The sequence below is a fragment of the Rhizobium sp. S163 genome, from assembly GCF_030380805.1.
In the GTDB taxonomy this organism is placed as follows: domain Bacteria; phylum Pseudomonadota; class Alphaproteobacteria; order Rhizobiales; family Rhizobiaceae; genus Rhizobium.
The window spans coordinates 678,101-704,635 of the sequence record NZ_JAUDSA010000003.1 but is presented as its reverse complement, the minus strand read 5'-3'; the positions used below and the strand labels follow the sequence as shown (position 1 = coordinate 704,635).

The window sequence follows — 26,535 nt, the reverse complement described above, 5'->3', positions numbered from 1 at the left end:
ACAACACCGAAGGAGAATGACATGGGATTGTTTGATGACGCCGTTCCCGGTGGGAACATCTCGAAGCCGATCATGATCGCGCTCGGCGCGCTTCTCGTCGGCAAGCTGCTTGGCGCCGGTGGCAAGAGCGAGCCGGAACAGCCACAGCAGCCGAACCAGCAGGCCAATACCGGTGCCGACGATGGCGGACTGCTTGGCAATCTTGGCGGGCTCGCGGGCAGCCTGGGTGGGCTCGGCGGGTTGGGCGGATTGCTCGGCAAGCTGGCTGAGGCCGGGCAGGGGTCGGTTGCCGATTCCTGGGTGAAGCCCGGCCAGAACCAGCCGATCGCTCCCGGTAACCTGGAAAGCGCGCTCGGCTCGCAGACGATCAGCGATCTGGCGCGCCAGGCGGGGATCAGCGAGCAGGAGCTGCTGACCCAGCTTTCCAAGGTTCTCCCTGGTGTCGTCGACAAGCTGACGCCGCAAGGGCAGATCCCAAGCCAGGCGCAGATCGCGGCACTTCTGCGCTCCTGATCATCAGACATGAAAAGGCCGGCAAAGGTGCAAACCTTGCCGGCCTTTCGTCGTGATCGGATCTATCCGGTGGCTTACGCCATGATGCGGCGAGTCCAGCCGCGCTGGTCGTTGGTGACGCCCTTCTGCAGGCCGACCAGTTCGTTGCGCAGTTCCGTCGTCAGCTTGCCGGTCTCACCGTTGCCGACCTTGAACTCGCCGCCGGCGTGGCGAACGAGGCCGATGCCGGCGAGCACGGCGGCGGTGCCGCAGGCAAAGGCTTCGACGAGCTTGCCGCTGGCCGCATCAGCCTGCCACTCCGCGAAGGAGTAGGGGCGCTGCTCGACCTTGAGGCCCTTTTCCTCGGCGAGAACGATGACCGAGGCGCGGGTGATGCCTGGGAGGATCGTGCCGCCGAGCGGCGGGGTGACGACGGTGCCGTCGTTCATGACGAAGAAGACGTTCATGCCGCCGAGTTCTTCGACCCAGCGATGCTCGGCCGCATCGAGGAACACGACCTGATCGCATTCCTTCTTGGCGGCCTCAGCCTGCGCGACGAGGCTGGCAGCATAGTTGCCGCCGCATTTCGCTGCACCCGTGCCGCCGGCGGCAGCACGCGTGTATTCGGTCTCGACCCACAGCGATACAGCCTTGGCGCCGCCCTTGAAGTAGGCACCGACAGGCGAGGCGATGACGCAGAAGATATATTCCTGCGCCGGGCGAACGCCGAGGAAGGCCTCGTTGGCGAACATGAAGGGACGCAGATAAAGGCTGCCGTCACCCGACGGAATCCAGTTCTTGTCGATGCGGACGAGCTCTTCGACCGCCTTGAGGAACAGGTCTTCGGGAACCGGCGGCATGGCCATGCGCTCGGCCGACTGGTTGAAGCGGCTGGCGTTCTGTTCCGGGCGGAAGAGGAGGATGCGGCCATCATCGGTCTTGTAGGCCTTCATGCCCTCGAAGATTTCCTGGGCATAGTGCAGGACGGCGCTTGCCGGATCGAGTTCCAGCGGGCGGCGCGGGGTGACCTTGGCATCGTGCCAGCCCTTGTCCGATGTCCATTTCGCCAGCACCATGTGATCGGTGAAGACCTTGCCGAAGCCAGGCGTTTCCAGGGCCTTGATGCGGTCCGCGTCGGAGACCGGCGAGGTATGGAATTCGATCTTGATTTCGGGAGTATTCGACGACGCGGTCATTTCCTGGCACCTTCATAGCCTGTGGGATTTCGGCGGCGACACTACTGCCGCAGCGTGTGCTTTGCAAAGGCCGATTTGGCCTGTTTTCGGATTAAAATTGCGGAAAATTGTCATGGTAGCAAACAAATAGGTCAGTAATGTTGACTTATCATTTATTGCGTGATCTTGTCCAGTAAAGACAAAAAATTACGAGGAAACCCCCATGCTGAATTGGGATAACATCTTTGCAACCCGCTCGTCGCGCATGCGCGCTTCGGAGATCCGCGAGCTCCTGAAGCTTCTCGACCAGCCCGACATCATTTCGTTTGCGGGCGGAATTCCCGATCCGGCGCTGTTTCCGGACAAGGAGTTCAAGCAGGCCTATTCTGATATCTTCGACAGCACGGCGGTCAACTCGGCGCTGCAGTATTCGGTGAGCGAAGGCTACAAGCCGCTGCGCGAATGGCTGGTCGCCGAGATGGGCAAGCTCGGCATTGCCTGCGGCCTCGACAACGTCTTCATCGTTTCCGGCTCGCAGCAGGGGCTCGATTATCTCGGCAAGCTGTTCCTGTCGCCCAACGACACGGCGCTGGTGACATGGCCGACCTATCTCGGCGCGCTGCAGGCATTCAACGCCTATGAGCCGGCCTATGACCAGCTGACGCCCAACGGCAACCGCACGCCTGCCTCCTATCAGGCGCAGGCCAAGGAGGCCGGCGGCAAGGTGAAGTTCGCCTATCTCTCCGCCGATTTCTCGAACCCGACCGGCGAGACCGTCGACCTCGCGGGCCGCCAGAAGCTGATCAAGCTCGCCGACGAGATGGACATCGCCATCATCGAGGACGCGGCCTACCAGTCGCTGCGCTATGACGGCGAGGCGATCGCGCCGATCCTGTCGCTGGAGATCGCCGAGAAGGGCGATATCGACAAGACAAGGACGATCTATTGCGGCTCGTTCTCAAAGACGCTGGCGCCTGGCCTGCGCGTCGGCTTTATCGTCGCCAACGCGCCTGTCATCCGCAAGCTGGTGCTGATGAAGCAGGCGGCCGATCTTCATTCCTCGACGATCAACCAGATCGCCATCGCCGAGGTCGCGCGCAAGGGCTTCGACGCCCAGGTCGCCAAGATCAAGGCCGCCTACAGCAAGCGTCGCGACGCGATGCAGTCGGCACTCGAAAAGCATATGCCGGAGGGCGTGAGCTGGACGAAGCCGGAGGGCGGGATGTTCGTCTGGGTGACGCTGCCGAAGGGTATGGATGGGGCGAAGCTGCTCGCGAAATCGATCGAGACTGTCAAGGTGGCTTTCGTGCCGGGCCGCGCCTTCTTTGCCGATGGTTCGGGTGAGAATACCTTGCGCATGAGCTTCTCGTCGAGCAACGAAGAGAAGATCGAGGAAGGCATCGCGCGGCTCGGAAAGCTGATCGCGGGCGAGATCGGCGGCGAGTAGAGCCGCCGATAGTTTCGGTTTTATTGATTGAGGTGTGGGCCGAGCAGGGATAGATCGGCCTCGCCAAGCCTGTCGCTGGCGGTGTTGCGCTGGTGCCAGTAGGGATAGAGCAACTGCGGCAGGCTGACATCGTCCAGCCGCTTGCGCTCTTCCGCCGACAGCTTCAGGTCGGCTGCCGCCAGATTGTCCTTGAACTGCGCTTCCGTGCGTCCGCCGATGATGACCGACGTCACCGCTTGGCGACCAAGCAGCCAGGCGAGCGCCACCTGGGCTGCCGAGACGTTGCGGCTTTCGGCGACCGATACCAGCGTCTCCACGATATTCCACAACCGGTCCTCGTCGCGGATCGGCGGCTCGGTCCAGCCGGCGAACTGGCGGGTGCCTTCGGGCGCCGCCTGATTGCGGCGGTGCTTGCCCGACAGAAGGCCGCCGGCGAGCGGGCTCCAGACCAGCACGCCCAACCCCTGATCGAGGCTGATCGGCAGCAGCTCGAACTCGGCGTCGCGGGCTTCCAGCGTGTAGTGGATCTGCTGGCTGACGAAGCGCTCGCGGTGCTCGCGCTCGCTGATCCCAAGCGCCTTCATGATATGCCAGCCGGAGAAGTTGGAGCATCCGACGTAGCGGACCTTGCCCTGCTTCACCAGCGTATCGAGCGCCTCCAGCGTTTCTTCGAGCGGCGTTTGGCCGTCCCATTCGTGCACCTGGTAGAGGTCGATGACATCGGTCTTCATGCGCTTGAGGCTGGCTTCGCAGGCGCTGATCAGGTGGTAACGCGAATTGCCGGCGTCGTTCGGGCCTTCGCCCATCGGGAAGCGGGCCTTGGTGGCGATCAGCGTGCCGTTCTTCCTGACGCCGCCGAGGATCTCGCCGATGATTTCTTCGGAGGCGCCGGCCGAATAGACGTCGGCCGTGTCGATAAGATTGACGCCGGCGTCGATGCACATGTCGACCAGGCGGCGGGCTTCCGAAACGCCGAGGTCGCCCACGGTCTTCGCCCAGCCCTTACCGCCGAAGGTCATGGTGCCCATGGTGAGCGTCGAAACCCTGAGGCCCGAACGGCCCAATTGACGATATTCCATAAGACTTCCTCCTGTCCCGAAATCGAAAATCAAAACGCGGGCTAGAAGATAGGGGTGAGGTGATGGGGTCAAGGGGCGGGCGGCCCGTGATTGGCAAATGCCAACTGTCACAATCGTGTTAATCCAGCTGTCTAATGAACGGCCTTCCATCACTGAGGGCATTATCCATGAAGACCATCGTTTCCGCCGCGGCACTTCTCGCTGCAAGCCTGTTTGCCATTCCCGCATCCGCCGAAAACCTGGTGCTCTACACCAGCCAGCCGAACGAGGATGCGCAGGCAACCGTCGATGGCTTCATGGCCGCCAACCCCGATATCAAGGTCGACTGGGTTCGCGACGGCACGCCGAAGATCATGGCCAAGCTGCAGGCCGAGATCGAAGCCGGCAATCCGGTTGCCGACGTTCTGCTGATCGCCGACACGGTGACGCTCGAGCGCCTCAAGGAAGCCGGCAAGCTGATGGCCTACAAGTCGCCTGAAGCCGCCAACTATGACGCTTCGCTGTTCGACGCCGACGGCTACTACTATTCGACCAAGCTGATCACGACAGGCATCATCTACAACACGTCCGCTTCGCTGAAGCCGACGAGCTGGAAGGACCTGACAAAGCCGGAAGCCAAGGGCCTCGTCACCATGCCGAGCCCGCTGACCTCGGGTGCCGCACTCATCCACGCACAGACGCTTGCCGGCGTCGATGGCCTGGGCTGGGACTTCTACAAGGATCTGGCCGCAAACGGAGCAACCGCTGCCGGCGGTAACGGTGGCATCCTCAAGGCCGTCGCTTCGGGCGAGAAGGCCTATGGCATGATCGTCGACTACATGCCGATCCGCGAAAAAGCCAAGGGCGCGCCGGTCGAGTTCGTCTTCCCGAGCGAAGGTGTATCGGCTGTGACCGAGCCGGTCGGCATCCTCGCCAGCGCCAAGAACGCAGACGCGGCCAAGAAGTTCGTCGATTACGTGCTCTCCGAAAAGGGCCAGGAAGGCTTCGTCAAGCTCGGCTATATCCCTGCTCGTAACGGCATGAAGCTTCCGGAAGGCTTCCCGGCACGCGACACGATCAAGGTGCTGCCGATCAACGCTGCCGCCGCGCTCAAGAACACCGATGCCGACCTGAAGACCTTCTCGGGCATCTACGGCTCGAACTGATCTCATCTCGATGTACGGATATGTGCGTCCCGGAAACAGCCAGCCCGTCTGGCTGTTTCCTTTTATCGTTCTGATCGTTCTAATTCTCAGCGTGCTGCCGCTTGCGCGGCTGGCGATGACGGGTGTTGCCGCGCTCGCCAATGGCGGCGCGATTGCGGTTCTGTCCGATCCCGCGCTCTGGTCGGCGACCTATTACACGCTGGTCACGGCTGTCCTCGGCACGGTCATCTCGCTTGCGATCGGCTGCGCCTTCGCCTTCCTGCTGACGCTCACCGATATCAGGGCCAAGGGGTTGCTCAGCTTCCTCTTCGTGCTGCCGATGATGATCCCGCCGCAGGTGACGGCACTTGCCTGGGTGCAGATGTCGGGGCCGTCGAGCCCGCTTCTGAAGGCGCTGCACATCGCGCCGCCACTGGGATCGCCGCAGCCGCTCTATTCGATCGGCGGCATTGCGCTGCTTTATGGCGTGCAGCATGCGCCGCTGGTCTATCTGGCGCTGCGGGCGAGCCTGATGTCGCTGCCGCGCGACGGGGTCGAGGCGGCGCGTCTTTCCGGCGCCTCGAGCTTCCGGGTGTTCCGCGACATCATCCTGCCGCTGTCGCTGCCTGGCATTATCGCGGGCGCGGCCATCTCCTTCGTTTCCTGCACCGGCAATTTCGGCATTCCCGCCATTCTCGGCATCCCGGCCTCGATCTACACGCTGCCGACGCTGATCTTCACCAAGTTCTCGGCCTTCACCAGTCGCACCTTCGGCGATGTCGCGCTGCTCTCGGCGATCATCGCGGTCATTTCGGTGGCCGGGCTCGCCATTCAGGACCGGGCGCTGCGTGGGCGCGATTATCGCGTGCTCGGTCTTTCCGGCGCGACGGCCACTTTCGAGCTCGGATACTGGAAGCTTCTGTTTGCGCCGCTGCTCTGGATCGTCATCTTCTTCATGCTCGCCGCACCGTTCTTCGCGCTGCTCGCGGGCGCGCTGGTGCCGGCCTATGGCGTGCCTCTGACCTTTAAGACAATGACCTTCCATGCCTTCTCCGAGATCCTGTTCAAGCAGGCGGTGACGCGGACGGCCTTCGTCAATTCGCTGTCTCTGGCAGCGGGCACCGCGATGTGTCTCCTTATGGTGACCGTGCTCACCGCCTATGCGCTGACGCGGCGCAGGGATCTGCTTGGGCGCGTCGTCGCCAGCGTCATCGAGATCCCGTATTCGCTGCCTGGGATCGTCGTCGCGGTGTCGTTCATCCTGGTTTTCGCGGCACCGATCCCGCTGATCAACGTGACGATCTACGGCACGGTCTGGATCATCCTGATCGCCTATCTCTCGAGCTTCTTCGCCGTCAGCCTCAAGCCTGTGGTCAGCGCCTTCCACCAGCTTGATCCGGCGCTGGAAGAGGCGGCGCGGCTGTCGGGGGCGGGGTTCTTCCGGCGGCTGAAGGACATCATCGTGCCGCTGATCGCACCGGCCGCCGGCGCCTCGGTGATCCTCGTCTTCCTGATCGCCTGCAACGAGCTCACCATCTCGGCGCTGCTCTGGTCGGCGGGCACGCAGACGCTCGGCGTCGCCATCTACAATCTCGATGATAGCGGCAGCTCCGATCTCGCTTCGGCGCTGTCGGTGCTCGTCGTTCTCATGGTCGTTTTCATGATGCTGCTTCTGGAACTGATGGCAAAGCGGCTGCCGAAGGGAGTTGTGCCGTGGCGAAACTGATCCTCAATCGCGTCGCCAAGGATTTCGGCACCGGCCGGGCCGCCGTATCGAACCTCTCGATCGACGTGCGCGAGGGGGGCTTCCTGGCGCTGCTCGGGCCGTCAGGCTGCGGCAAGACAACGGTGCTGCGCATGATCGCCGGCTTCGAGACGCCGACGGACGGGTCGCTGCATCTCGGCGAACGGCTGCTCGCCGACGCCTCGCAATCGCTGCCGCCGGAAAAACGCAACATGGCGATGGTGTTCCAGTCCTACGCGCTCTGGCCGCACATGAGCGTCGCCGACAATGTCGGCTATCCCCTGAAGGTGCGCGGGATCTCGGGCGAGGCCTATCGCAAGAAGGTCGGTGAGGCGCTGTCGACTGTGCGGCTCGAAGCCTATGCGGAGCGGCGGCCGGCCGATCTCTCCGGCGGGCAGCGGCAGCGCGTGGCTTTGGCGCGCTGCCTAGTGACGTCGCCCGACGTGGTGCTGCTCGACGAGCCGCTTGCCAATCTCGACCGGCACCTGAAGCAGGAGATGGAGGAGACGTTTCGCGAATTCCACCAGCGTTCCGGCGCCACGATGGTCTACGTCACGCACGACCAGAGCGAGGCGATGGCGCTTGCGACCGATGTCGCGGTGATGTCGGAAGGGCAACTGTTGCAGGTGGCGCCGCCGGATGAGATTTATGCGCGGCCGGAAGGGCGCGTCGTCGGCGGGTTGATCGGACGCGGTGCTATCGTTTCGCTGAAGTCTCCTTATGGTGACGTCAGGCAACTGGATTGGGCGGCGGTCGAGCCGCTGTTTGCGGGCGAGGGTGGTTCGGCCTCGCGGTCGGATATTCTGGTTCGACAGGAGGATGTCATCCTCGGCGGTGAGGGGATCGCGGCGACGGTCGAATCCGTGCTCTATGAGGGCGAGCGATATGCCGCCCGGCTCAGGCTTGCGGATGGGCAGATCCTCAGGGCGTTCAGCCGGTCGAGGCTTGTTATCGGCGATGAAGTCCGGGCCATCGTGCGTGGCGCCTGGCGGCTATGATTGCCAAAACAGGCTTTCCGAAGCGGCATTTGCTCTCTAGTGTTGGCGCAAAGCCAACCGGAAGTGCCTGATGTCTTTACGCATTGCCACCTTCAACGTCGAAAACCTCATGACGCGGTTCGACTTCACCGGATTTCGAAACCAGCTGCGCCAGGACCGGGTGATCAAGCTCTTTGAGGTCCACAACGAGGGCGTCTACCAGCAGCTGGAGCAGGCGCGGGCGATCGCGTCCACTGATGATACCCGGCAGATGACGGCGCTGGCGATCGCCGATGCGGATGCCGATATCCTCTGCCTGCAGGAGATCGACAACATGGAGGCGCTGCAGGCCTTCGAATACGGCTATCTGTTCCGCATGGTCGGCAATGGCTACCGGCAGAAATATCTGGTCGAGGGCAATGACAGCCGCGGCATCGACGTCGCGGTCCTCATGCGCGAGGAGACACGCGACGGGCAGAAGATCGAGCTCGTCGAGATCAAGAGCCATGCGATGACCACCTATCGCGATCTTGATCTCTTCAACGACGACCTCGCGGAGCACGCGCATCTCGACGACAAGATCTTCAAGCGCGACTGCCTGGAGCTCGATCTCAGGATCGGCGGCGTGCCGGTGACGCTCTATGTCGTGCACTTCAAGTCGATGGGCGGGCCGCGCGAGGGCGTCGATGGTCGGCGCTACACGATGCCGGTTCGCAGGGCCGAGGCGAAGGCGGTACGGGGGATTATCGAGAATCGATTCGGAGCCGGTAACACCGATGGCAAGCGCTTCGTCATTTGCGGCGACATGAACGACTATCAGGAGCGTGTCGACGTGATCGGGCGGCGGCGGACGGGCTATTCGTTCAAACATCAGGATGAGAGCGAGAGTGCGCTCGACGAGTTCAGCCGCGATGGATTCGCGGAAAACGTCGTGCGCCGCCGTGATCCTCTCGACCGCTGGACGCTCTATCACGCGCGCGGGCCGGAAGAGCAGTGGCTGTGCCAGCTCGATTACATCTGGCTGTCGCCGGCGCTGGCTAAGACCAATACCGGGCGCCTGCCGGAGATCATTCGCAACGGCCAACCCTTTCGCACGGTGTTTCCGCCGGGCCAGGAGGTCGAGCGCTATCCCCGCACCGGCTGGGATCGGCCGAAGGCGTCGGATCATTGCCCAGTTGTCATGGAACTCGATTTGACATGAATGGATTTGAGATGGATTTTTCAGAGGATTTCGCCGGCTGGCCAGAGCCGCGCACGGTGTTTCCGATCGCGGGCGTCGATCTCAGGGTTCTAGCGGGCGACCATCCGTTCTATAGCGCCAACCACGAGGCGATCGCCGAGAACTGGGTCAGCGAGACGGCCGCCAATTCGCATCTTTTCGATGGCCGGATGATTTTCCAGAAGCGGCTGGCGCTGACAAGCGAGGGGCTTGCGGGCGAGGGGCACATGATTCCCTTCTCGACCTTCATGTATTGGCGGCGGCAGCCGGAGCGGCAGGGCGGCATCCATCTCTTCGCCTATCCCGTCATCGAAAGCAGCGATGGAGCGCTGGTGGCGATCCGCATGGGGGCGCATACGGCCAATCCCGGGCAGGTCTATTTCGCGGCCGGTTCGCTGGAACCTGAAGACACGGTCGATGGGCGCTGTGACCTTGAGCACAACATGCGCCGCGAGGTGCTGGAGGAGACGGGTTTCGATCTGCGTGATGCGCAGGCCGGCGACGGATATTTCGCGACCTATCATCGGCGCACGGTCACCGTGCTCAGGATGTTCCGATTCGACCTGACGGCCGATGAGATCGTCGAGCGGATCCACGCCCACATGCTGGTTGCCGACGACAAGGAAATCGCGGGCGCCGTTGCCATCCGCTCGGCGGATCCAGAGGCCTATTCCTATAACTTCGCGATGCTGCCCGTCATCGACTGGTACTTCCATAAGTCTTCGCTCACCTAACGCCTTGCGCTCGCTCAAGCGGTCGGGCAGGTTGGCGACACGAGGATCGATACAAGGAGGCCGATGTGGCGCGCAGCTACAGCGTCTATGACGTATTCACCAATCGCAAGCTGACGGGCAACCCGCTGGCGGTCATCTTCGATGGCGACGATCTGAGCGATGAGGCGATGCAATCCATCGCCAAGGAACTGAACCTTTCCGAAACGGTCTTCGTGCAGGCATCCGGCAATCCCGCCCATGTCGCCAAGATCCGCATTTTCACGCCGGGCCGGGAACTTCCCTTCGCCGGGCATCCGACGGTTGGAACGGCGATCGCGCTCGCGGAACGCATCCATGGCGGCGCGACCATCGATCTTGTCTCTGTGCTGGAAGAAAACGTCGGCCCGGTGCGCTGCGCGGTGCGGCTGAACGAGGGCGAGGCGAGCTTCGCGGAATTCGACCTGCCGCGCAAATCGCAGCAGATCACCATGCCGCTCGATAGAATCGGCATCGGCAAGGCGCTGTCGCTGAAGACGAGCGAGATCGGCTTCGAGAATCACGTTCCCTCGCTGTGGACGGCCGGTGTGCCGTTTTTGCTTATTCCCGTACGCGATATCGGCGTGGCCGAGCGGCTGGATTTCGATCCGCAGCTTTGGGAGGCGACGGTGCCCTTCGTTGATGGGGCGCTGGCATCCGCCTACATCTATTGTCGCGGTGGTGTGAACCACGTCGCGAAGTTCCATACGCGGATGTTTGCGAGCGGGATGGGGATCGTCGAGGACCCGGCAACGGGATCGGCTGCAGCGGCACTGTCAGGTGCGATCCATCATTTCGACCGGCTTCCGGATGGTCATCACGACGTCATGATCGAGCAGGGCGTGGAGATGGGCCGTCCGTCCTTTATCCACCTGCATATGGATATCGAAGGCGGGGCGATTTCGAACGCCCGGATCGGCGGCCAGGCGGTGCGGCTTGCAACCGGTACGCTGGACCTTTGATTTCATTGGATTTCGGCAACGCACAAAAAAATCGCGTTTGTTGAAAGAATTTTCGGAAGGGCGCTAGACAAGCCGAACGATCCTGTTTATACGCCCTCTCACACCACGCAACACAGCGCGGACGGGTGATTAGCTCAGTTGGTAGAGCAGCTGACTCTTAATCAGCGGGTCGTAGGTTCGAGCCCTACATCACCCACCATTTCTTCAAAGAAATCAAAGTATTGCAGATGCAACACTCGCTTCGGCGAGTGCCGCCGGGAAGGCGGGGCCTGCACTTTATCCAACGGTTTTTGATCTTCTTTCAATCGCGCGAATCACAACGGTCGCGCGTGTGCCAGTCATGCTGAAAAGCATGTTCCGGACCGATCCGAATCGGGATTTTTTTGCGCAGTGCATGATTTGCCGGCTCAGCGATTCGCTGTTCTCTCGCGAACGCCATCGGCGGTCGCGAAAATTCCTTTTCCGAGTTTGCCGTCGTTATTCAGGCCGCGCTTCCGGCGCTCGCATCGGTCGGCTGGTCGGCACGTCTGCGGCTGGGCAGCGACTTGATCGACAGCAGCGCGTAGATGATCAGCGGCAGGCAGATGAGGTAGGCGATGCGCATGCCCGCGTGGTCGGCGATGAAGCCGAGCAGCGGCGGTGCCAGGAAGAAGACCACGAAGGACATCTGCGCTACGGCCGCGACGTTGACGTGTGACGGGCGATCGGTGCGCTGCGCGGCGGCTGACACGCTGAGCGGATAGACGGCGCTGCAGCCGGCGCCCATGAGGCCAAAGCCGAGCAATGCCACGAAGGGATGCGGTGCCGCCCAGACAGCGATGACGCCGGCCGCCGCCAGCACCAGCAGAATGGTCGCCACGGCGCGTGCGCCAAAACGATCGACCTGTGGGTCGACCAGCAGGCGGGCGGCGGCCATGAAGAAGGTGAACGAGGTGAGGCCCAGCCCGCCGATGAAGGGTTCGGAATTGAAGACGTCGCGCATGTAGATCGCAGACCAGTCGATGCCCGCGCCCTCGATCAGGAAGGCGGCGATGCCGATGCCGCAGAGCGGCAGCAGGCCTGCCGTTGGTAGCGCGATCAACGGCGCTTTCGCTTCCTCATGGTGGGTGACGCGCGCGGGTGCATTGCGCATGCCCGAGATGACCCAGGTGCCGACGATGAGCACGAAGGCGAAGGTGACACCAAGATGGATATGCATCGGCACGCCTGCCTGGCGAATGCCCGACGCGGCAAGTGCCGTGAGGAAGAAGCCGAGGCTCCAGAAGCCGTGCGCACGGTTCATCACGCCGCGACCGAGCTGCGCCTCGATACGGTCGATCTCGACATTGAGGTTGATTTCCAGCGAGCCGGCCAGCAAGCCCTCGAGAATGAGAATGCAGAACACGAGAGGCGCGCTTGCCATCCATGGCACCGTCGCGATCAGCGCCGATGTGCCGAGCACGGTGATGAAGGCCGTCGTGCGGGCGCCCAGGCGCTCGATGATGGGGGAGGCGAAGGTCAGCGCCGTCAGCGCACCCACGGCCGCGCCGATCAGCGTCAGGCCCAGTTCCGAGCGATCGACGCCGAGCGCCAGTTGCAGGTCCGGCATGCGGGCAAGCAAGGCGCCCATCGATACGGCGAAAAGGAAGAAACAGACATAGATTCGGTGCTGCGGCGCGAGCTGCATTGGTGTCTCCAGGTGGGTATGCGCAGATCGGCGCTGGCAATATCCTAGTTTGGGATTTCGCCGACACAATCAAAAATAAACATGATGCGTGTATTTTGCATGAAAACTATCGCGGTGGTTTGTAATGTAGCGATGCTGAGTCTAATGCTGGCGCGGATGGTTTGGGGCGCTTAAAGTCCGGGCGAGTGGCTCGGATCGCGCCGTCTGCCTTGCTGAAACGAAGTGAGATGTCATGAAGCTTTCTGCCTGTACCGAATGGCTTTTCGCCGATGAAGCCGAGACCTTTGCCGATCGTATCAGGCTGGCGCACCGCCATGGTGTCGAGGCCGTCGAGTTCTGGCGCTGGACGAACAAGGATGTCGGCAGCATCGAATGGGCCTTGAACGAGACCGGCATCGAGCTTGCAAGCTTCGTGGCTGAGCCGATGATCCCACTCACGGACCGCGCCAACCAGGCGGCATTTCTCGAGGGGCTGAAGCGGACGATCGAGGTCGCGCGGCGGCTTGGCGCAAAGACGCTGATCGCGCAGGCCGGCGACGATCTCGCCGGTAAGACCCGCGAGGAGCAGCGGGCGGCGCTCATCGAAACGCTGAGCCGGGCCGGCGAAGTGCTTGATGACAGCGGCGTTCGGCTCGGCGTCGAGCCTTTGAACACGCTGATCGACCATGTCGGCTACTTCCTGGAATCGACGCGGGAGGGGCTCGATATCATCAAGGAGACGGGCAGGCCGGAGATCGGGATCATCTACGATATCTACCACTCGGCCGTCATGGGCGAGGATACGGCCACAGTAGTCGGCGGCGATATCGACAAGGTCTTCCATGTCCATATCGCCGATCACCCCGGCCGCAACGAGCCAGGGAGCGGCTCGATCGACCTGAAGGCGCGCGCCGACTGGCTCGTGGCTCAGGGCTATGGCGGCTACCTGGGGCTGGAGTACCGGCCGACACAGCCAAGCGCGCAAACCATCGAGCAGACACGGCTGCTGCTTGGCTGATCAGAACGTCGGTTGTCCCAAACGCCGGGCTCGCCGAAACTTTTTCCGTTAGCTGTTGCCGATAAGGCATTCCATTCCACGACCGGCCACCCCATTTAGCTGGCGTAGGAATGATTTTTTGTTTTGATGTTGAGAAGGCCGCGGGATCTCGCGGAGTGTAGGGCGATGCAATTTCAATCAAACCCGGCTCCACAGCCTTCAGAGCTGAGCGTTGGCCAGTGGCCGAGGCAGAGGACAGCCAGCCTCGACTGGCTGGTCAACGAGACGCGCAACGAACGCTATATCGACAATCTTCTGGTCCAGCTCTGCGACCGGCTGCGCGACGAGGGCATTCCCGTCAGCCGCGCGACGATGCATTTCAGAACGCATCATCCGCAATGGCTGGGCGCGCGGATTCTCTGGAAGACCGGGATGACAGAGGCGAAGATCACCACCTTCGACTACGGCATCGAAACCACGCCTGAGTTCCTGCGAAGCCCCGTTAACGAGATCTTCAGTGGTGCGACAGAGGTGCGCAAGGCTATCGAGGCGCTGCGCCCCGGCGATGGGCATGCCGAGTTTTACGACGACCTGAAGCGCGAGGGTGTGACGGAGTACATTGCCTGGCCGATGGAGCATACGCTGGGCAAGCGGCACATCGTAACCTTCGCCAGCGATCGTCCCGGCGGCTTCCTGGAAGAGCATGTTAATTATCTGAAGGACCTGCTGCCGGCGCTGACGCTGGTGACCGAGATCCGGCTGAAGAACATCATGGCGCGCACGCTGTTGCAGACCTATGTTGGCCCGCATGCCAGCGAGCAGATTCTGGCCGGCGCGACCACGCGCGGCAGCGGCGCCACGGTGGAAGCCGCGATCCTGATCTGTGATCTGCGCGATTTCACCACGATTTCCGACCATTGGCCGCGCGACGACGTGATCGAACTCCTCAACGGCTATTTCGACGCGATGTCGGAGCCGATCGAGAAGCATGGCGGCGAAATTTTGAAATTCATGGGCGACGGCATGCTGGCGATCTTCCCGCTCAGCAATCCTCAGGCTTGCGAAAACCTGTTGCAGGCGATCAAGACCGCCGAGGCGTTGATGGTCGAGCTCAACGCCGAGAACAAGCGCAAGGGGCGCGAGGTTCTTCGCTACGGCATCGGCGTGCACGTCGGAGAGGTGATGTACGGCAATATCGGATCGCGCCGGCGGCTCGATTTTACCGTGATCGGCCCGGCGGTGAATGTCGCTTCGCGGCTGGAAAGCCTGACCAAGGAGATCAAGCGGCCGGTGCTTTTGTCCCGGGCGTTCGTGGAGATGGCGGGGCAGGAAGACGAGATGGATAGCCTCGGCGCGTTTCCGCTGCGTGGACTTGGCGAGCCGGTCGACGTGTTTGCGTTTCCATTGAAATAGCCGAGTGCTTTTGGCGGTCGCGGCGGGCGTTGTTCGGCCCCGCGATCGTCGCAAGTTGTTCTTATCCGCGGCAAATTCGCACTTGTGGCGGATTTGCTGTTTCTAGCGCGTGTCGCGGGCGCTAGACCACTTCGCGATACGAACCACTATCCGCGAGATCTTCTATGCCCGGTCCCTATGTCGTTCCCGTTCACGGCGATGAAACGCTTCCCGATGCCTGCGATGTCGTGGTGATCGGCGGCGGGATCGTCGGGTGCTCGACGGCGCTGGAGCTCGCCGAGCGTGGGCTGAAGGTCGTGTTGTGCGAGAAGGGCGGCATCGGGCAGGAGCAGTCGAGCCGCAACTGGGGCTGGGTGCGCATCTCGATGCGCGATCCGCGCGAGGTGCCGCTGATGGCCGAAGCGCTGCGCATATGGGATAATCTCGACGCCCGCACGGGCCGCGATACCGGCTTCAAGCGCGCCGGCATTATCTTTACCTGCGGCAACGAGAAGGAGCTGTCGGATCACGACCGCTGGCGCGCCAATCTCCGCGACTATCAGATCGACACCAGGATGCTGAGCGCGCGCGAGTTCGGCGATCTCTTTCCCGGCTCCAAGCTACCGATGGCCGGCGCGCTCTATACACCCGCCGACGGCCGCGCCGAGCCGCAGAAGGCGGCACCCGCGATTGCCGAAGCGGCGCGCGATAAGGGCGCCACCATCCTCACGTCCTGCGCGGTGCGCGGGATCGAGCTGGCTGCGGGCGCTGTCTGCGGCGTGGTGACGGAACGCGGGCCAATCGCCTGCCAGGCCGTGGTTCTCGCCGGTGGGGCATGGTCCAGCCTGTTTTCGGGCCGCTTCGGGATTGATCTTCCGCAGCTGAAGGTGATGAACAGCGTTCTCAGAACCAAGCCGCTCGAGGGCGGGCCGGAGCAGACGATCTGGGCCAACGACTTCGCCATCCGCAAGCGCCAGGACGGCGGATATACGGTGGCGTCGGGCTACGACAATATCGTCGATATCGTGCCGGCGTCGTTTCGCCACGCCATGGATTTTCTGCCGGCGCTGCGCTCCGAGTGGAAGGCGCTCTCCTTCCGGCTCGGCCTGCGCTTCCTCGACGAAGCCCGGATCCCGCGCCAGTGGTTGCTCGATGAGGCGAGCCCCTTCGAATATAACAGGGTGCTCGATCCCGTCCCATCCAGACGCAAGCAGGACAAGGCGCTGGCGGAACTGAAGGCCGCGTTTCCCGTGTTCGAGAAGGCCGAGATCGCGCAGCGCTGGGCGGGCTATATCGACGTGACGCCCGATGCGGTGCCCGTCATTTCCGAAGTCGAGGCCATTCCGGGCTTTCACATCGCGACCGGCTTTTCCGGCCACGGCTTCGGCATCGCGCCAGCCGCCGGGCGGCTGATGGCCGATATTGTCACGGGCAGGCCGCCGATCGTCGATCCCAAGGCGTTCCGGCTGTTGCGGTTCAGCGATGGGTCGAAGATCGAGTTGATTAGCGGGGTTTGATTGCTAATCGGCTTTTGGTCGCGTCACGCCACACGCAGACATTGCGCCTGAGTTTGCACAATCGTTCAAGACGCGGCTTCCATTCCCGTGTGACACATCCACGGCAGATGTCGCGAAGAGATCATCGTCTCGATCGCGGACAATGACGGAATGGAATGAGGAAATGCAGATGCAGACAGTCAATCTCGATAAGAAGTTGAGCCAGTTTTCAAGTCACTGGGATCCGCACGTCATCGCCGACTACAACGAAAATGACGTGATGGTCGTCAAGTTCATCGGCGAATACCCTTTTCACAAGCACGACACGACAGATGACTTTTTCTACGTGCTGGAAGGTGAAATGGAGATGGATATCGAAGGGGAGCCGCCTCGCACGATCAAGGCCGGCGAGTTGTTCGTCGTGCCCAGGGGGATCGTTCATCGCCCCCGAGCCAGGAACGAAGTCAAGGTTCTCTTGATCGAGCCCAAGGGAGAGCCAAACTCCGGCGATTCCGATCGTGAGCCGGCACCCAAGCCGCGCATCTGAGATATGGTGACGTCAGTGCGTCGAATGGCGTCAGCGCCGAGCGCGCAAGATCATTGCGGCATTACTCGGGCAAAACTCAAGAAAATGTAATGAAATCAACCACGATGGCACGCCCTAGGGGAGTCGAACCCCTCTTCCCAGAATGAAAATCTGGTGTCCTAACCGATAGACGAAGGGCGCTTCCTTCGTGGTGGCGCCCTTATAATCAGGCACTTGGATTCCCGCAAGCGGCTAGAAGTGATTTTTTGCAAAAAAATGACAAGAAATACCGGCGTGTGGAAAAACGGGCGTATTGTCTTGAAATCAAACGTCTAAACGCGAACGCTCTCCGTTGCCGGGAAAGACAGCGGACGGCGGTGAGGGGAGTAGGCCTGATATCAGAGCGCGCGCGCCACGGTCGCGGATGGCTGTCGGCCGCCGCAGCCCCAGTTCCAGTCGCGGTTGCGGCCGGTGTCGAGGTGGATGGAATCGGTGTGGCAATAGGTGCCGACGCCGCCGCGGTCGGGCAGCGACCTGATATAGCTGGCGATATCCCATTTGGAGACGCCGTCGATCTGGATGTCGGCCGCATCGCAGCTCATGTGCATCGATTCCTCGGCTCCGCCGACCATGCGGTTGTGTTCGGGATCGCGGTAACCCGACGTGACGATCACGGGCTTGCCGAAATGGGTCTCGACCGTCTTGATCACCTTGAGAAGGTTCGGTTTGAAGCAGCCGACCTCGACCTTGTCGTTCTGCAGATGCAATCCGTTCGGCGCGACGCGAGTCATGCCGGGGAGCGACGCCTTCTTGATGAGGCCGGAGAGGCTGGTGAGGAGGTTCTGCTTCGGCGCGGCGTAGAGCGCATTCATGCTCTGGCCGGGGAGAGAGCTTGTCGCCAGCGAGGCGGTCTGCACCGGATCGATCCTGGTGCTGGTGTTCTGCGAGGATTGCTGCGGCTGAAGTGATTGCGGCTGCGGCGTCTCCTCGACCGGGAGCTGGCTCGAATAGACGCTGGAGCGGGTTGCGCCGACGCCGGTCGAGGGCTGCAATGTGGTCGAGGTCGGGTTGTTCTGAATCTTCGGCTTGACGGAGAAGATGCTCATTGCCTGGGCGTTGATGCCGGTCGATTGCATGGCTAGGCCGCCGATATTGGCGGGAGCCATGGCTTCCGGCGCTGCAGATGCCGGCTGGCCGGGCGCTTGTGCCAGATTGGCGGCTTGCGTGCCAGGAGCATTGGCCATCCCGGAGACGTTGGTCATCCTGGGGTCGCGGTAGCCGGCCTGTTGGGCGCCAGCCGCCGTTGGGGCAGCGTTTGCGGCCGTCTGCTGATCCTGCGCGGGCGCGGGTTCGGCGGCTGCGGATGCGAGCGCATCGACGGCGGGCTTGTCGGACACGCAGCCCGACAGCGCCAAGGCGGAGGCGGCGATCAGAAGTGCCGCCTTGATGGGCGTGCGCTTTTCAACAGCGAGCAAGCGAGCATTCTCCAAAATGAAGGCGAGGGGTGTGCAAAACGCACGTTTCCCCTCGAGTCATCCGGAGAGTGCCCGCAGCAAAGTTGTGCGGCAAGGACGATCCGGACGCAGTGGCCGGAAATCGAAAAAGCCGCAAGCCTCGCAAAAGCCTCGGCTTACCAGGCGCCGGTGTTGCCCATCGATGCCCATGGTTCGGCCGCTTCGAGGCTGCCGCCCTTCTGCAGAATCTCGATCGAGATTCCATCGGGAGAGCGCACGAATGCCATGTGTCCGTCGCGCGGCGGGCGGTTGATGGTGATGCCGTTGTCCATCAGCTTCTGGCAGGTCGCGTAGATGTCGTCGACCTCATAGGCGAGGTGGCCGAAGTTGCGGCCGCCGGTGTAGTCCTCGGGGTCCCAGTTATAGGTCAGTTCCAGGCATGGGGCGCCCTTGGCGGTGGCGTCGGCCTTGTCGCCGGGGGCTGCCAGGAACACGAGGGTGAAGCGGCCCTTCTCGTTGTCGATGCGGCGGGTTTCTTCGAGCCCGAAGAGGGTCGCGTAGAAATGGAGCGATGCATCGAGATCCTTCACGCGGACCATGGTGTGGAGATAACGCATTCTGTTTCCTCTTTAAATGCTGGCGCGCCCCTTATGCGGCGGAACGTCAGGTTCAGGCAAGACTAGGGGGTAAGATTGGCGGCTGCGAATAAACGAAAAGTAGGGCTTGCGCTAATCCGTTACCAACATGTTAATCTTGATCTCAAGAATCAGTTAACCGTAACAGTGTGACGCGTATTGAGGGGCTGGCGAAATGGCTGACAGGATTTCATCGACGGAATTCACTGACCTCGAACAACTCGCGGGCGATGCGGTTGACCTCATCGAAATCACCGGTGTCGTGAAGTGGTTCGACGTCGCGAAAGGCTTCGGTTTCATCGTTCCAGATAACGGCATGCAGGACGTCCTTCTGCACGTGACCTGCCTGCGCCGCGACGGTTACCAGACCATCCTCGAAGGCACGCGCATCGTCGCGCTCATCCAGCGCCGCGATCGTGGTTATCAGGCCTTCAAGATCCTCTCCATGGACCAGTCGACGGCGGTTCATCCGTCGCAGTTGCCGCCGGTGCGCACGCATGTGCAGGTCACGGCGACGAGCGGCCTGGAGCGCGCGCTGGTCAAGTGGTTCAACCGCACCAAGGGCTTCGGCTTCCTGACGCGCGGCGAGGGAACCGAGGATATTTTTGTGCATATGGAGACGCTGCGTCGCTTCGGGCTTACCGAGCTTCGTCCCGGCCAGGTTGTGCTCGTTCGCTTCGGCGATGGCGACAAGGGCCTGATGGCTGCCGAAATCCATCCGGATGCGCCGACCCCTGTGAGCCGGGCGCATTGATGAACATGGTTTCGCACCGGATCAGAAGCGCCTTTTTGGCGCTTTTTTTCATGCTGGCGCTGCCGACGTTCGCCCAGTCCGTCGTCAAGTTCGACAAGGAGCCGCTGGTCATCGAGACGACGGCAGGACAGAAGTACAACTTTACCGTCGAGATTGCCGATACTAACGAACAACGCCAGCGCGGGCTGATGTATCGACAGGACATGGCTGCCGACGCGGGCATGATCTTCGACTTCGGCGCGTCGAAGCGTGTGCAGATGTGGATGGAAAACACGGTTCTGCCGCTCGACATGCTGTTTGTCGATCGGGCGGGTATCGTCCGCGGCGTCAAGCAGAATGCGGTGCCTTATTCCCGCGACATCATCGATTCGGTGAGCCCGGTGAAGTACGTGATCGAGCTTAATGCGGGTGCTGCGGCCAAGCTCGGCCTTAAGGCGGGCGACCGCGTCACCAGCCCGACGATCACCAAGTACAAATAGCCTCAGGTCGGCTCCCGGTTCTTCGATTCCCGCATAAAAAAGGCTCGTCCAGCGGTATCGCCAGGACGAGCCAAGTTGTACGGTTATGAGCGACGTGCAAGAAGCTCATGTGGCTACAATAGCGCCGCGATTTGTTGTCACCTTGATCTGCATCAAACGTTGCGATCCGGCACACATATCACTGCTGCCTACGCCTTTTTGAGGAACTCCGTCTTCAGTACCAGGCCTTTGACCTGCTTGGTGTTGCATTCCACTTCACCGGGGTTTCCGTTGAGGCGGATGTTCTTCACCAGCGTCCCGCGCTTGATGGTTTCCGATGTGCCCTTGACCTTCAGGTCCTTGATGAGCGTGACGGAATCGCCGTCGTGAAGCTCTGCGCCGTTGCTGTCTCTTACAATTGGTTCGTCGGTCATTTTGATCTCGTGTTTCAAATTGCTTGGTGGATATGAATGATATGTGGCGCCGGCGGTTTCCGTAAGGTGATGTAGATCACCTTGGGTTATCGCCAGCGTCACGCAATCACTGATGCTTCCGTAGTGGCTGAAGGCGTCAAAGTAAAATCAATTGGTTGCAGACGGCCGCTCATGACAGATCGCTGATTTGGCAGCATCGCGAGCCTGATCATGTTGCACTGGCAAAGATCGCGCGGAATCCCTATCTGTAGCGCACGCGGCGAGTTGCCTTGCAGGTGGCTCGGGCAGGATGGGCGTAAAAGCCCGACGAAAATTCCGTAACGAACCTCAGGGAATGGAGATATTCGATGACTATCGAACGCGCAGTGCTTGCAGGCGGTTGTTTCTGGGGGATGCAGGATCTGATCAGGCGTATGCCGGGTGTCGAGACGACGCGCGTGGGTTATACCGGCGGCGAGGTCGCCAATGCGACCTATCGCAATCACGGCAACCACGCCGAGGCGATCGAAATCCTCTTCGATCCCGAAAAGACCAGCTATCGCGACATTCTGGAGTTCTTCTTCCAGATCCACGATCCGTCGACGCCCAATCGCCAGGGCAACGATCTCGGGCCCAGCTACCGTTCGGCCATCTTCTACGCCAATGACGAGCAGAAGCGCATTGCCGAAGACACGATCGCCGATGTGGACGCATCCGGCCTGTGGCCTGGCAAGGTTGTGACCGAGCTCGCGCCAGTCAGCGATTTCTGGGAGGCCGAGCCGGAGCATCAGGACTATCTGGAACGGATTCCGAATGGCTATACCTGCCACTTCGTCCGTCCAGGCTGGAAGCTGCCGAAGCGGCAATCTTCCGCGGCTTGAACGAGAGCCACTTCTTCATGGCGCCAGGTCGAGAGACCTGGCGTTTTGCGTTCGGGGGCGCGCGGACACTGCCGCCTCGGTCAGTTCCGTTGTTGAAGTGCCGATTCGAGACAGGCGAGCAGATGCTTGATATCGACAGGCTTGCCGAGAACGGCGAAGGCGCCGCCGTCGAGTGCTGCCGACCGGGTTCGCTCGTCGCGATAGGAGGTCATGAAGATGATCGGCGGTCTAGGCGGCGCCTTGTTCAGTTCGGCTTGCAGTTCGATGCCGCTTAGTCCGGGCATGGAGACGTCGAGGAGCATACAGTCGATCGCGGCGCGATCTTGGTATGCCAGAAACTCCTCGGCGTTAGCGAACAGCAGGCTCCGGTAGCCGCAGGACAGGACGAGATCGTCGAGCGCCTCCCGGATGGCTTGGTCGTCGTCGACGATGGCGATGGTGGAAATTTGGGGCAAGTGGGGGTGACCTTGACGTGGTATTGCCGGACTTGGCTATTCCGGACTCGGGAATGCTTGCTTGTTTTTGCCAATATGCGCCCCGACGCTCCGAAACGGTATCATACATGGGTCTAGGTTGCTCACCTGCGCCGAGCGTTGCCCAAGCGTACAACCGGTCACAGATGCGGATCCTCGATCGGCAAGGTCATCTTGAACACTGCGCCGCCATCGGGATGATTGAAGCCGTCGAGCTTGCCGCCCCGGCTTTCCAGCGTGCTTCGGCAGATCGAAAGGCCCATTCCAAGCCCCGAGGCCTTGGTTGTGTAGAAGGGCGTGAAGAGCTTCTCCATTGCCTCGGCGCTGATGCCGGGGCCGCTATCCTTCACCGACACACCGACCATGCCATCGACCGGCTGGATTTCGACGACGATCTCGCGAACGGGGCATTTTGCGCCGTTGATCGCCTGGATGGCGTTGGTCATGAGATTGATCATGACCTGCTGGATTTCCACCCGCACGCTCTTGACGCGCGGCACACCTGCACCGGGGCGAACGGTGACAGTGATGCCGTCGCGTTTCAGGTCGTGCTCGACCAGCGAGTGGGTTTCTTCGATCAGCGTCGCGAGGTCGATCCACTCGGCCTTGCTTTCCTGCTGGGTGAGGAGGTTGCGGGTGTTGTGGATGATGTCGCTGGCGCGCTGGCCGTCTCGAATGATGCGTTCGGCGGAACGGCGGATCGCCGAGAGATCCGGCGGGTCGCGATCCAGCCAGCGGAGCAGCGTCTGCGCGTTGACGGCGATGGCGCCGAGCGGCTGGTTCAGTTCATGCGCCAGCGAGGCTGAGAGGGCGCCGATGGTGGCGGCTTTCGATGCCTTGGCGAATTCGGCGCGCGCCTCCACCAGAGCGGCTTCCGTCATTTCGCGCTGGGTGATGTCGACCATGCCGACGACCACGCGGTTGAAGGCGGCGATGTCTTCGGGAAAACTGATGCTCAAAAGCACCTGCTTGATTTCGCCGCTGTCGGTGGTGATCGTGCCTTTGCCTTCGAAATAGGACTGGCCGTTGAAAATGGCATTCATCACGTGCAGAAACGTTTGGTCTCCGGCCGCGATGAAATGGACCATGGAATTGCTCACTTTGCCGGCAGAGGTGGTGCCCAGAAGCTCCCGGGCCGCTTCATTCGCCGCAACGGTACGCAGCAAGCCGATGCAATCATCAATCACTTTGGGATGCCGGCGGGCATGCTCTTCGAGATCGGAGACGCCGGACGCCTTCAAGCCCATCAGGTGAGTGCGCAGCTGCGAATAATCCCGCTCCCAGAGCGCCACGCGGGCCCCGTCGAAGATCGAGCGGTAGCGGGCTTCGCTTTCGCGGATTTCTGCGTTTCTGGCAATTAACTCTGCGCGAAAGGCATCGTTTCTCAAAAGTAGCGCCATCGTGATGGTCAGCGCTGCCAGGGACACGGCCAGGCGGATGAAGGTTTGCAGATCAGGGTCCGGTCCGTGGGTCAGGAAATAGGACAGGATCGTCAGGAAGATGCAGCTGGCCAGCGCCAGCAGCAGCCCCATGCGGGTCAGGACTTCCGAAGAAAGCAGAAGAACGATGACATAGAGCACGGCAATCGCGCCTTCGATCTCGGTGAAGGTGTCGATCGTGAAGACGGCCACCATCAGAAATGCCGCGATCAGCGCTACGGTGACGCGATGGCCCTGGCTGCCACGTTGATTGAACAGCACGCCGGCTTGCTCCGCACTCATGATATGATCCCCATCTACCTTGGCGCGCATGATAGTGATCGCTGCCGTCATTCTAACCTATACATAGGTGTCGTTTACGCAAAAGGTGGTTTTGCCTTCTGTTTCAAGCAATTGACCGTATTTGCGGCTGGAGCCGGCGTGGTGTGGACGAGGCTGTCGTTCTTTGACGAGGACAGACCGGGCGGTCCGGGCCTATAGTGCTTGTCGAGCGGTCCACTATCCGGCCAGGCCGCGTTGTTCAGGGAAGAGCAGAGTGAATATCAGTTTCGTCGATAGCCGAGCGAGCCATGAAGCGGTGCAAACGATCGCCTTTCGGGGCGGGGTTGCAGCACCTGCGACACGCAGCGTTCCCGAGGAGGTGGCGATCGCCTTTTCCTATGGCGGCAGTTCGCATGCGGTGATGATGGCGACGCCGGATGATCTCGTCGATTTCGCCGTCGGTTTCAGCCTTACCGAGGGGCTGATCGACACGGTCTCGCAGATCGAGGCGATCGAGATCGTTCAAGACGAGGTTGGCATCGACGTGCAGATCGCGCTCGTCGAGGATGTCGAGGAGAAGCTGCGTGCGCGACGGCGGCATATGATGGGGCCGGTGGGTTGCGGGCTCTGCGGCATCGAATCGCTTGAGCAGGCCGTGCGTACGGTGCGGCCGGTGTTGTCGTCCGATCTGACGATGACGCCTGATGACATCGCGCGCGCGGTGGCGAGCCTCGGCGATCACCAGCAGCTCAACCACAAGACCCGCGCAGTGCATGGCGCCGGATTTTTCGTGCCGGGGAGCGGGCTTTTGGCAGTGCGCGAGGATGTCGGCCGGCACAACGCGCTGGACAAGCTCTGCGGTGCCGTCGTCGGCTCGGGCGTTTCCGGCGGCAGCGGCGCGGTTGTCGTGACCAGCCGGCTTTCGATCGAGATGATCCAGAAAGCCGGGTTTCTCGGAAGCCCGATCCTGATCGCGATTTCGGCGCCGACGGCCTATGCCATTCGCACCGCCGAGGAGGCCGGGATCACCATGATCGCCGTTGCGCGCGGAGAGGATTTCGAAATCTTCACGCATCCGCACCGGGTGATTTTCTAAGCCTAACCCAAAAAGGAAAGACCGCCCCGGGGTAGGGGGCGGTCTCTGGCGGATCGAGGGGGAGCGATCCGCGTCTTCGATGCGGGGGCGGGATCGAAGACATGTAGCGTCTGGCGCTACCGCCTCACGGAGGGGACGTGAGGCACGAGAAGAAACTAGCCCGTTCCCATCCGCTCCATAACTATACTTAGGTTTGGTCCGACTAGACGACCATAGAATAGGCCGAGCGAAGAAGGCCGCCTAAGCTTCAGCCACATCACCGGACTGGAGCCGATCCCATGTCGTCGTTCAAGAAGCCATTCTCCCTAGCTGCCAAACAACCTGAAACCAGCCCGCCGGCGCAGCTGCCCGACGAGAAGCGGCCGCGGCGGATCGCGATCACCGTCGATCACGACGAGACGCGCCTGCCGGTCTTGCTGATAGCCTCGACCATCCACTGATCCAACCCCGTCCACGCCCCACCATCAGGAGACACCGACCATGACATATCAACCCGCATCCAAGATCCAGCGTGCAGCGCTCGCCACCCCGACGGATCTCTCCTCGAACGCCACGACCGATATCGCGGCGGCGCTGACGGCGCTGCTTGCCGACGTGTTCGTGCTCTACATGAAGACGAAGAATTTTCACTGGCACATGTCCGGCCCGCATTTTCGCGACTATCACCTGATGCTGGACGAGCAGGGCGAGCAGATCTTCGCCATGACCGACGACATCGCCGAGCGCGCCCGCAAGATCGGCGGCACGACGTTGCGCTCCATCGGCCACATCGGGCGCCTGCAACGGCTGCTCGACAACGATGCTGATTACGTGACGCCGGAAGATATGCTTGCCGAGCTGCGCGACGACAACAAGCAGCTCGTGGGCCTGATGCGCCAGCTGCACGAGCTGACATCCGAGCATAACGACGTCGCGACGACGAGCCTGCTGGAAAACTGGATCGATGAAGGCGAGCGCCGCGCCTGGTTCCTGTTCGAGAGCACGCGCCGCGGCGCGTAAGCCGAAGCGATTGCCTTGTCGTCAGCCATCCCTGGCCTTGCCGGTCGGGGATGGTTTTTTGATTCGTGGCGCCGGAGCTATCGGAGCGGAAATGCCACATACCTTGGTATGGTTGCAGCTACACCCCAATAGGATTTCGAGATCGCCGGCCCCGTCCTAGGCTGCGTTCATAAAACGAAAGGGGATGCGCCATGACCACCCAGGCATTTCGCGACGGCGCGGCAAGCCAGCCTGTATCCGGGCAGATACGGCCATTTCCCTCGATGCCGCTGGAAGCGCTGCTCGATGCTGATCCGGATGCGTCGCTCTGGGAACGTCTCTACTGGCAGTTCACGCTGCCGGCGTTCCTATGCACCGCGCTCAATGGGCTGCGCGAGGATGGCGGTGGATAGGCATGAGGAGGAAACGGTGATGACGAACGAATGCAATCCGCTGGTCGAAGTGTCAATTCAAAGGGATGGGCGGCGGATCCCGCTTGGGATCATGAATGTCGCGCAAGCGCTTGAGCTGCCCCATCACCGAGACTTGGTGTTCGTCCATCTCGCGGGCAAGAGCGACGGTTCTCTTGGCGAATTGCCGCGAGGCCGGTAGCGATACGCGCTACAGCTCTCACAAGGCATTTGCCTGGCTACGTCGATTGATCAAGTT

28 protein-coding genes and 2 tRNA genes are annotated in these 26,535 nt (G+C 61.6%); 21 read left to right on the top strand and 9 right to left on the bottom strand.

Annotated features, from left to right (window positions below; genetic code table 11):
- The first annotated feature begins 21 nt into the window (after positions 1-21).
- On the top strand, positions 22-513 hold the full coding sequence (locus QTL96_RS03730) for a YidB family protein (RefSeq protein WP_209233733.1): 492 nt from the start codon (positions 22-24) through the stop codon (positions 511-513).
- Positions 514-587: 74 nt separating this feature from the next.
- On the opposite strand, the gene QTL96_RS03725 is transcribed toward QTL96_RS03730, so the two are convergent.
- Positions 588-1,688 carry a branched-chain amino acid aminotransferase gene (locus tag QTL96_RS03725; RefSeq protein ID WP_289726734.1) on the bottom strand — a complete coding sequence of 367 codons (1,101 nt, stop codon included), beginning with the start codon at positions 1,686-1,688 and terminating at the stop codon, positions 588-590.
- 202 nt (positions 1,689-1,890) lie between these two features.
- Here QTL96_RS03725 and QTL96_RS03720 point away from each other — a divergent pair, with 202 nt between their 5' ends.
- Entirely contained in the window at positions 1,891-3,114 is a 1,224-nt protein-coding gene (locus tag QTL96_RS03720; protein WP_289726733.1) for a PLP-dependent aminotransferase family protein, read from the top strand.
- Positions 3,115-3,134: 20 nt separating this feature from the next.
- On the opposite strand, the gene QTL96_RS03715 is transcribed toward QTL96_RS03720, so the two are convergent.
- Complete coding sequence (locus QTL96_RS03715; RefSeq protein WP_111562004.1) at positions 3,135-4,193, bottom strand: aldo/keto reductase; 1,059 nt, start codon at positions 4,191-4,193, stop codon at positions 3,135-3,137.
- Between the two features lie 167 nt (positions 4,194-4,360).
- Here QTL96_RS03715 and QTL96_RS03710 point away from each other — a divergent pair, with 167 nt between their 5' ends.
- The 7 genes from QTL96_RS03710 (at position 4,361) to QTL96_RS03680 (ending at position 11,167) form a co-directional block, all read left to right on the top strand.
- Positions 4,361-5,338, top strand: coding sequence for an ABC transporter substrate-binding protein (locus QTL96_RS03710; RefSeq protein ID WP_289726732.1), 978 nt, complete (start codon positions 4,361-4,363; stop codon positions 5,336-5,338).
- Positions 5,339-5,348: 10 nt separating this feature from the next.
- Positions 5,349-7,043: an iron ABC transporter permease gene (locus QTL96_RS03705; RefSeq protein ID WP_289726731.1), complete on the top strand. Its 1,695-nt coding sequence runs from the start codon at positions 5,349-5,351 to the stop codon at positions 7,041-7,043.
- The gene (locus tag QTL96_RS03700; RefSeq protein ID WP_289726730.1) at positions 7,031-8,059 is read left to right on the top strand and encodes an ABC transporter ATP-binding protein; all 1,029 of its coding nucleotides are present in this window, start codon (positions 7,031-7,033) and stop codon (positions 8,057-8,059) included. Before QTL96_RS03705 ends, QTL96_RS03700 begins: the two co-directional genes overlap by 13 nt.
- Positions 8,060-8,129: 70 nt before the next feature.
- The gene (locus QTL96_RS03695; protein ID WP_289726729.1) at positions 8,130-9,239 is read left to right on the top strand and encodes an endonuclease/exonuclease/phosphatase family protein; all 1,110 of its coding nucleotides are present in this window, start codon (positions 8,130-8,132) and stop codon (positions 9,237-9,239) included.
- An 11-nt stretch (positions 9,240-9,250) separates the two neighbouring features.
- Complete coding sequence (locus QTL96_RS03690; RefSeq protein WP_289726728.1) at positions 9,251-9,991, top strand: NUDIX hydrolase; 741 nt, start codon at positions 9,251-9,253, stop codon at positions 9,989-9,991.
- Between the two features lie 65 nt (positions 9,992-10,056).
- Positions 10,057-10,968 (top strand): PhzF family phenazine biosynthesis protein, encoded by a 912-nt coding sequence (locus QTL96_RS03685; RefSeq protein WP_289726727.1) that lies wholly within the window; start codon positions 10,057-10,059, stop codon positions 10,966-10,968.
- 123 nt (positions 10,969-11,091) lie between these two features.
- Positions 11,092-11,167, top strand: a tRNA-Lys gene (locus QTL96_RS03680).
- A gap of 282 nt (positions 11,168-11,449) precedes the next feature.
- Here QTL96_RS03680 and QTL96_RS03675 read toward each other — a convergent pair.
- On the bottom strand, positions 11,450-12,634 hold the full coding sequence (locus QTL96_RS03675) for an MFS transporter (RefSeq protein ID WP_289726726.1): 1,185 nt from the start codon (positions 12,632-12,634) through the stop codon (positions 11,450-11,452).
- A 232-nt stretch (positions 12,635-12,866) separates the two neighbouring features.
- On the opposite strand from QTL96_RS03675, the gene QTL96_RS03670 reads away from it, so the two are divergent.
- The 4 genes from QTL96_RS03670 to QTL96_RS03655 all read left to right on the top strand — a co-directional run bounded on the left by QTL96_RS03670 (position 12,867) and on the right by QTL96_RS03655 (position 17,045).
- Positions 12,867-13,631: a TIM barrel protein gene (locus tag QTL96_RS03670; RefSeq protein WP_289726725.1), complete on the top strand. Its 765-nt coding sequence runs from the start codon at positions 12,867-12,869 to the stop codon at positions 13,629-13,631.
- 165 nt (positions 13,632-13,796) lie between these two features.
- Positions 13,797-15,023, top strand: a complete 1,227-nt coding sequence (locus QTL96_RS03665) for an adenylate/guanylate cyclase domain-containing protein (protein WP_289726724.1) — start codon at positions 13,797-13,799, stop codon at positions 15,021-15,023.
- A 164-nt stretch (positions 15,024-15,187) separates the two neighbouring features.
- Entirely contained in the window at positions 15,188-16,519 is a 1,332-nt protein-coding gene (locus QTL96_RS03660; RefSeq protein WP_289726723.1) for an FAD-binding oxidoreductase, read from the top strand.
- Between the two features lie 169 nt (positions 16,520-16,688).
- Entirely contained in the window at positions 16,689-17,045 is a 357-nt protein-coding gene (locus QTL96_RS03655; RefSeq protein WP_289726722.1) for a cupin domain-containing protein, read from the top strand.
- 105 nt (positions 17,046-17,150) lie between these two features.
- Here the strand turns inward: QTL96_RS03655 and QTL96_RS03650 are convergent.
- The 3 genes from QTL96_RS03650 to QTL96_RS03640 all read right to left on the bottom strand — a co-directional run bounded on the left by QTL96_RS03650 (position 17,151) and on the right by QTL96_RS03640 (position 19,095).
- Positions 17,151-17,225, bottom strand: a tRNA-Glu gene (locus QTL96_RS03650).
- A gap of 197 nt (positions 17,226-17,422) precedes the next feature.
- On the bottom strand, positions 17,423-18,499 hold the full coding sequence (locus QTL96_RS03645) for a D-Ala-D-Ala carboxypeptidase family metallohydrolase (protein ID WP_289726721.1): 1,077 nt from the start codon (positions 18,497-18,499) through the stop codon (positions 17,423-17,425).
- A 155-nt stretch (positions 18,500-18,654) separates the two neighbouring features.
- Positions 18,655-19,095: a VOC family protein gene (locus QTL96_RS03640; RefSeq protein ID WP_018900357.1), complete on the bottom strand. Its 441-nt coding sequence runs from the start codon at positions 19,093-19,095 to the stop codon at positions 18,655-18,657.
- Positions 19,096-19,288: 193 nt separating this feature from the next.
- Here QTL96_RS03640 and QTL96_RS03635 point away from each other — a divergent pair, with 193 nt between their 5' ends.
- Together QTL96_RS03635 and QTL96_RS03630 are read left to right on the top strand one after the other, a co-directional pair.
- Positions 19,289-19,867 carry a cold-shock protein gene (locus tag QTL96_RS03635; protein ID WP_018900358.1) on the top strand — a complete coding sequence of 193 codons (579 nt, stop codon included), beginning with the start codon at positions 19,289-19,291 and terminating at the stop codon, positions 19,865-19,867.
- Positions 19,867-20,346: a DUF192 domain-containing protein gene (locus QTL96_RS03630; protein WP_289726720.1), complete on the top strand. Its 480-nt coding sequence runs from the start codon at positions 19,867-19,869 to the stop codon at positions 20,344-20,346. Before QTL96_RS03635 ends, QTL96_RS03630 begins: the two co-directional genes overlap by 1 nt.
- Before the next feature lie 188 nt (positions 20,347-20,534).
- Here the strand turns inward: QTL96_RS03630 and QTL96_RS03625 are convergent, their stop codons facing one another.
- On the bottom strand, positions 20,535-20,759 hold the full coding sequence (locus QTL96_RS03625) for an alkylphosphonate utilization protein (RefSeq protein ID WP_113239598.1): 225 nt from the start codon (positions 20,757-20,759) through the stop codon (positions 20,535-20,537).
- Between the two features lie 347 nt (positions 20,760-21,106).
- On the opposite strand from QTL96_RS03625, the gene msrA reads away from it, so the two are divergent.
- On the top strand, positions 21,107-21,619 hold the full coding sequence (gene msrA / locus QTL96_RS03620; protein WP_289726719.1) for a peptide-methionine (S)-S-oxide reductase MsrA: 513 nt from the start codon (positions 21,107-21,109) through the stop codon (positions 21,617-21,619).
- A gap of 80 nt (positions 21,620-21,699) precedes the next feature.
- Here msrA and QTL96_RS03615 read toward each other — a convergent pair whose 3' ends face one another.
- On the bottom strand, positions 21,700-22,074 hold the full coding sequence (locus QTL96_RS03615) for a response regulator (protein WP_289726718.1): 375 nt from the start codon (positions 22,072-22,074) through the stop codon (positions 21,700-21,702).
- Positions 22,075-22,232: 158 nt separating this feature from the next.
- Positions 22,233-23,813: an ATP-binding protein gene (locus tag QTL96_RS03610; RefSeq protein ID WP_289726717.1), complete on the bottom strand. Its 1,581-nt coding sequence runs from the start codon at positions 23,811-23,813 to the stop codon at positions 22,233-22,235.
- Positions 23,814-24,108: 295 nt separating this feature from the next.
- Here QTL96_RS03610 and fdhD point away from each other — a divergent pair, with 295 nt between their 5' ends.
- The 5 genes from fdhD (at position 24,109) to QTL96_RS03585 (ending at position 26,478) form a co-directional block, all read left to right on the top strand.
- On the top strand, positions 24,109-24,888 hold the full coding sequence (fdhD, locus tag QTL96_RS03605) for a formate dehydrogenase accessory sulfurtransferase FdhD (protein ID WP_289727164.1): 780 nt from the start codon (positions 24,109-24,111) through the stop codon (positions 24,886-24,888).
- 278 nt (positions 24,889-25,166) lie between these two features.
- Positions 25,167-25,328 (top strand): hypothetical protein, encoded by a 162-nt coding sequence (locus tag QTL96_RS03600; RefSeq protein WP_289726716.1) that lies wholly within the window; start codon positions 25,167-25,169, stop codon positions 25,326-25,328.
- Positions 25,329-25,368: 40 nt separating this feature from the next.
- Complete coding sequence (locus tag QTL96_RS03595; protein WP_289726715.1) at positions 25,369-25,887, top strand: DNA starvation/stationary phase protection protein; 519 nt, start codon at positions 25,369-25,371, stop codon at positions 25,885-25,887.
- Positions 25,888-26,078: 191 nt separating this feature from the next.
- Entirely contained in the window at positions 26,079-26,279 is a 201-nt protein-coding gene (locus tag QTL96_RS03590) for a hypothetical protein (protein WP_289726714.1), read from the top strand.
- Positions 26,280-26,295: 16 nt separating this feature from the next.
- Positions 26,296-26,478, top strand: coding sequence for a hypothetical protein (locus QTL96_RS03585; protein WP_289726713.1), 183 nt, complete (start codon positions 26,296-26,298; stop codon positions 26,476-26,478).
- The last annotated feature ends 57 nt before the right edge of the window (positions 26,479-26,535 follow it).

Excerpts from the sequence above, each read along its gene's own strand:
- QTL96_RS03715 (WP_111562004.1), bottom strand. The coding sequence starts at position 4,193 with ATGGAATATCGTCAATTGGGCCGTTCGGGCCTCAGGGTTTCGACGCTC.
- QTL96_RS03695 (WP_289726729.1), top strand. The coding sequence starts at position 8,130 with ATGTCTTTACGCATTGCCACCTTCAACGTCGAAAACCTCATGACGCGG.
- QTL96_RS03675 (WP_289726726.1), bottom strand. The coding sequence starts at position 12,634 with ATGCAGCTCGCGCCGCAGCACCGAATCTATGTCTGTTTCTTCCTTTTC.
- QTL96_RS03610 (WP_289726717.1), bottom strand. The coding sequence starts at position 23,813 with ATGAGTGCGGAGCAAGCCGGCGTGCTGTTCAATCAACGTGGCAGCCAG.
- QTL96_RS03725 (WP_289726734.1), bottom strand. The coding sequence starts at position 1,688 with ATGACCGCGTCGTCGAATACTCCCGAAATCAAGATCGAATTCCATACC.
- QTL96_RS03590 (WP_289726714.1), top strand. The coding sequence starts at position 26,079 with ATGACCACCCAGGCATTTCGCGACGGCGCGGCAAGCCAGCCTGTATCC.
- QTL96_RS03655 (WP_289726722.1), top strand. The coding sequence starts at position 16,689 with ATGCAGACAGTCAATCTCGATAAGAAGTTGAGCCAGTTTTCAAGTCAC.
- QTL96_RS03600 (WP_289726716.1), top strand. The coding sequence starts at position 25,167 with ATGTCGTCGTTCAAGAAGCCATTCTCCCTAGCTGCCAAACAACCTGAA.
- msrA (WP_289726719.1), top strand. The coding sequence starts at position 21,107 with ATGACTATCGAACGCGCAGTGCTTGCAGGCGGTTGTTTCTGGGGGATG.
- QTL96_RS03670 (WP_289726725.1), top strand. The coding sequence starts at position 12,867 with ATGAAGCTTTCTGCCTGTACCGAATGGCTTTTCGCCGATGAAGCCGAG.
- QTL96_RS03595 (WP_289726715.1), top strand. The coding sequence starts at position 25,369 with ATGACATATCAACCCGCATCCAAGATCCAGCGTGCAGCGCTCGCCACC.
- QTL96_RS03730 (WP_209233733.1), top strand. The coding sequence starts at position 22 with ATGGGATTGTTTGATGACGCCGTTCCCGGTGGGAACATCTCGAAGCCG.
- QTL96_RS03630 (WP_289726720.1), top strand. The coding sequence starts at position 19,867 with ATGAACATGGTTTCGCACCGGATCAGAAGCGCCTTTTTGGCGCTTTTT.
- QTL96_RS03640 (WP_018900357.1), bottom strand. The coding sequence starts at position 19,095 with ATGCGTTATCTCCACACCATGGTCCGCGTGAAGGATCTCGATGCATCG.
- QTL96_RS03660 (WP_289726723.1), top strand. The coding sequence starts at position 15,188 with ATGCCCGGTCCCTATGTCGTTCCCGTTCACGGCGATGAAACGCTTCCC.
- QTL96_RS03665 (WP_289726724.1), top strand. The coding sequence starts at position 13,797 with ATGCAATTTCAATCAAACCCGGCTCCACAGCCTTCAGAGCTGAGCGTT.
- QTL96_RS03635 (WP_018900358.1), top strand. The coding sequence starts at position 19,289 with ATGGCTGACAGGATTTCATCGACGGAATTCACTGACCTCGAACAACTC.
- QTL96_RS03710 (WP_289726732.1), top strand. The coding sequence starts at position 4,361 with ATGAAGACCATCGTTTCCGCCGCGGCACTTCTCGCTGCAAGCCTGTTT.
- QTL96_RS03705 (WP_289726731.1), top strand. The coding sequence starts at position 5,349 with ATGTACGGATATGTGCGTCCCGGAAACAGCCAGCCCGTCTGGCTGTTT.
- QTL96_RS03625 (WP_113239598.1), bottom strand. The coding sequence starts at position 20,759 with ATGACCGACGAACCAATTGTAAGAGACAGCAACGGCGCAGAGCTTCAC.
- QTL96_RS03720 (WP_289726733.1), top strand. The coding sequence starts at position 1,891 with ATGCTGAATTGGGATAACATCTTTGCAACCCGCTCGTCGCGCATGCGC.
- QTL96_RS03690 (WP_289726728.1), top strand. The coding sequence starts at position 9,251 with ATGGATTTTTCAGAGGATTTCGCCGGCTGGCCAGAGCCGCGCACGGTG.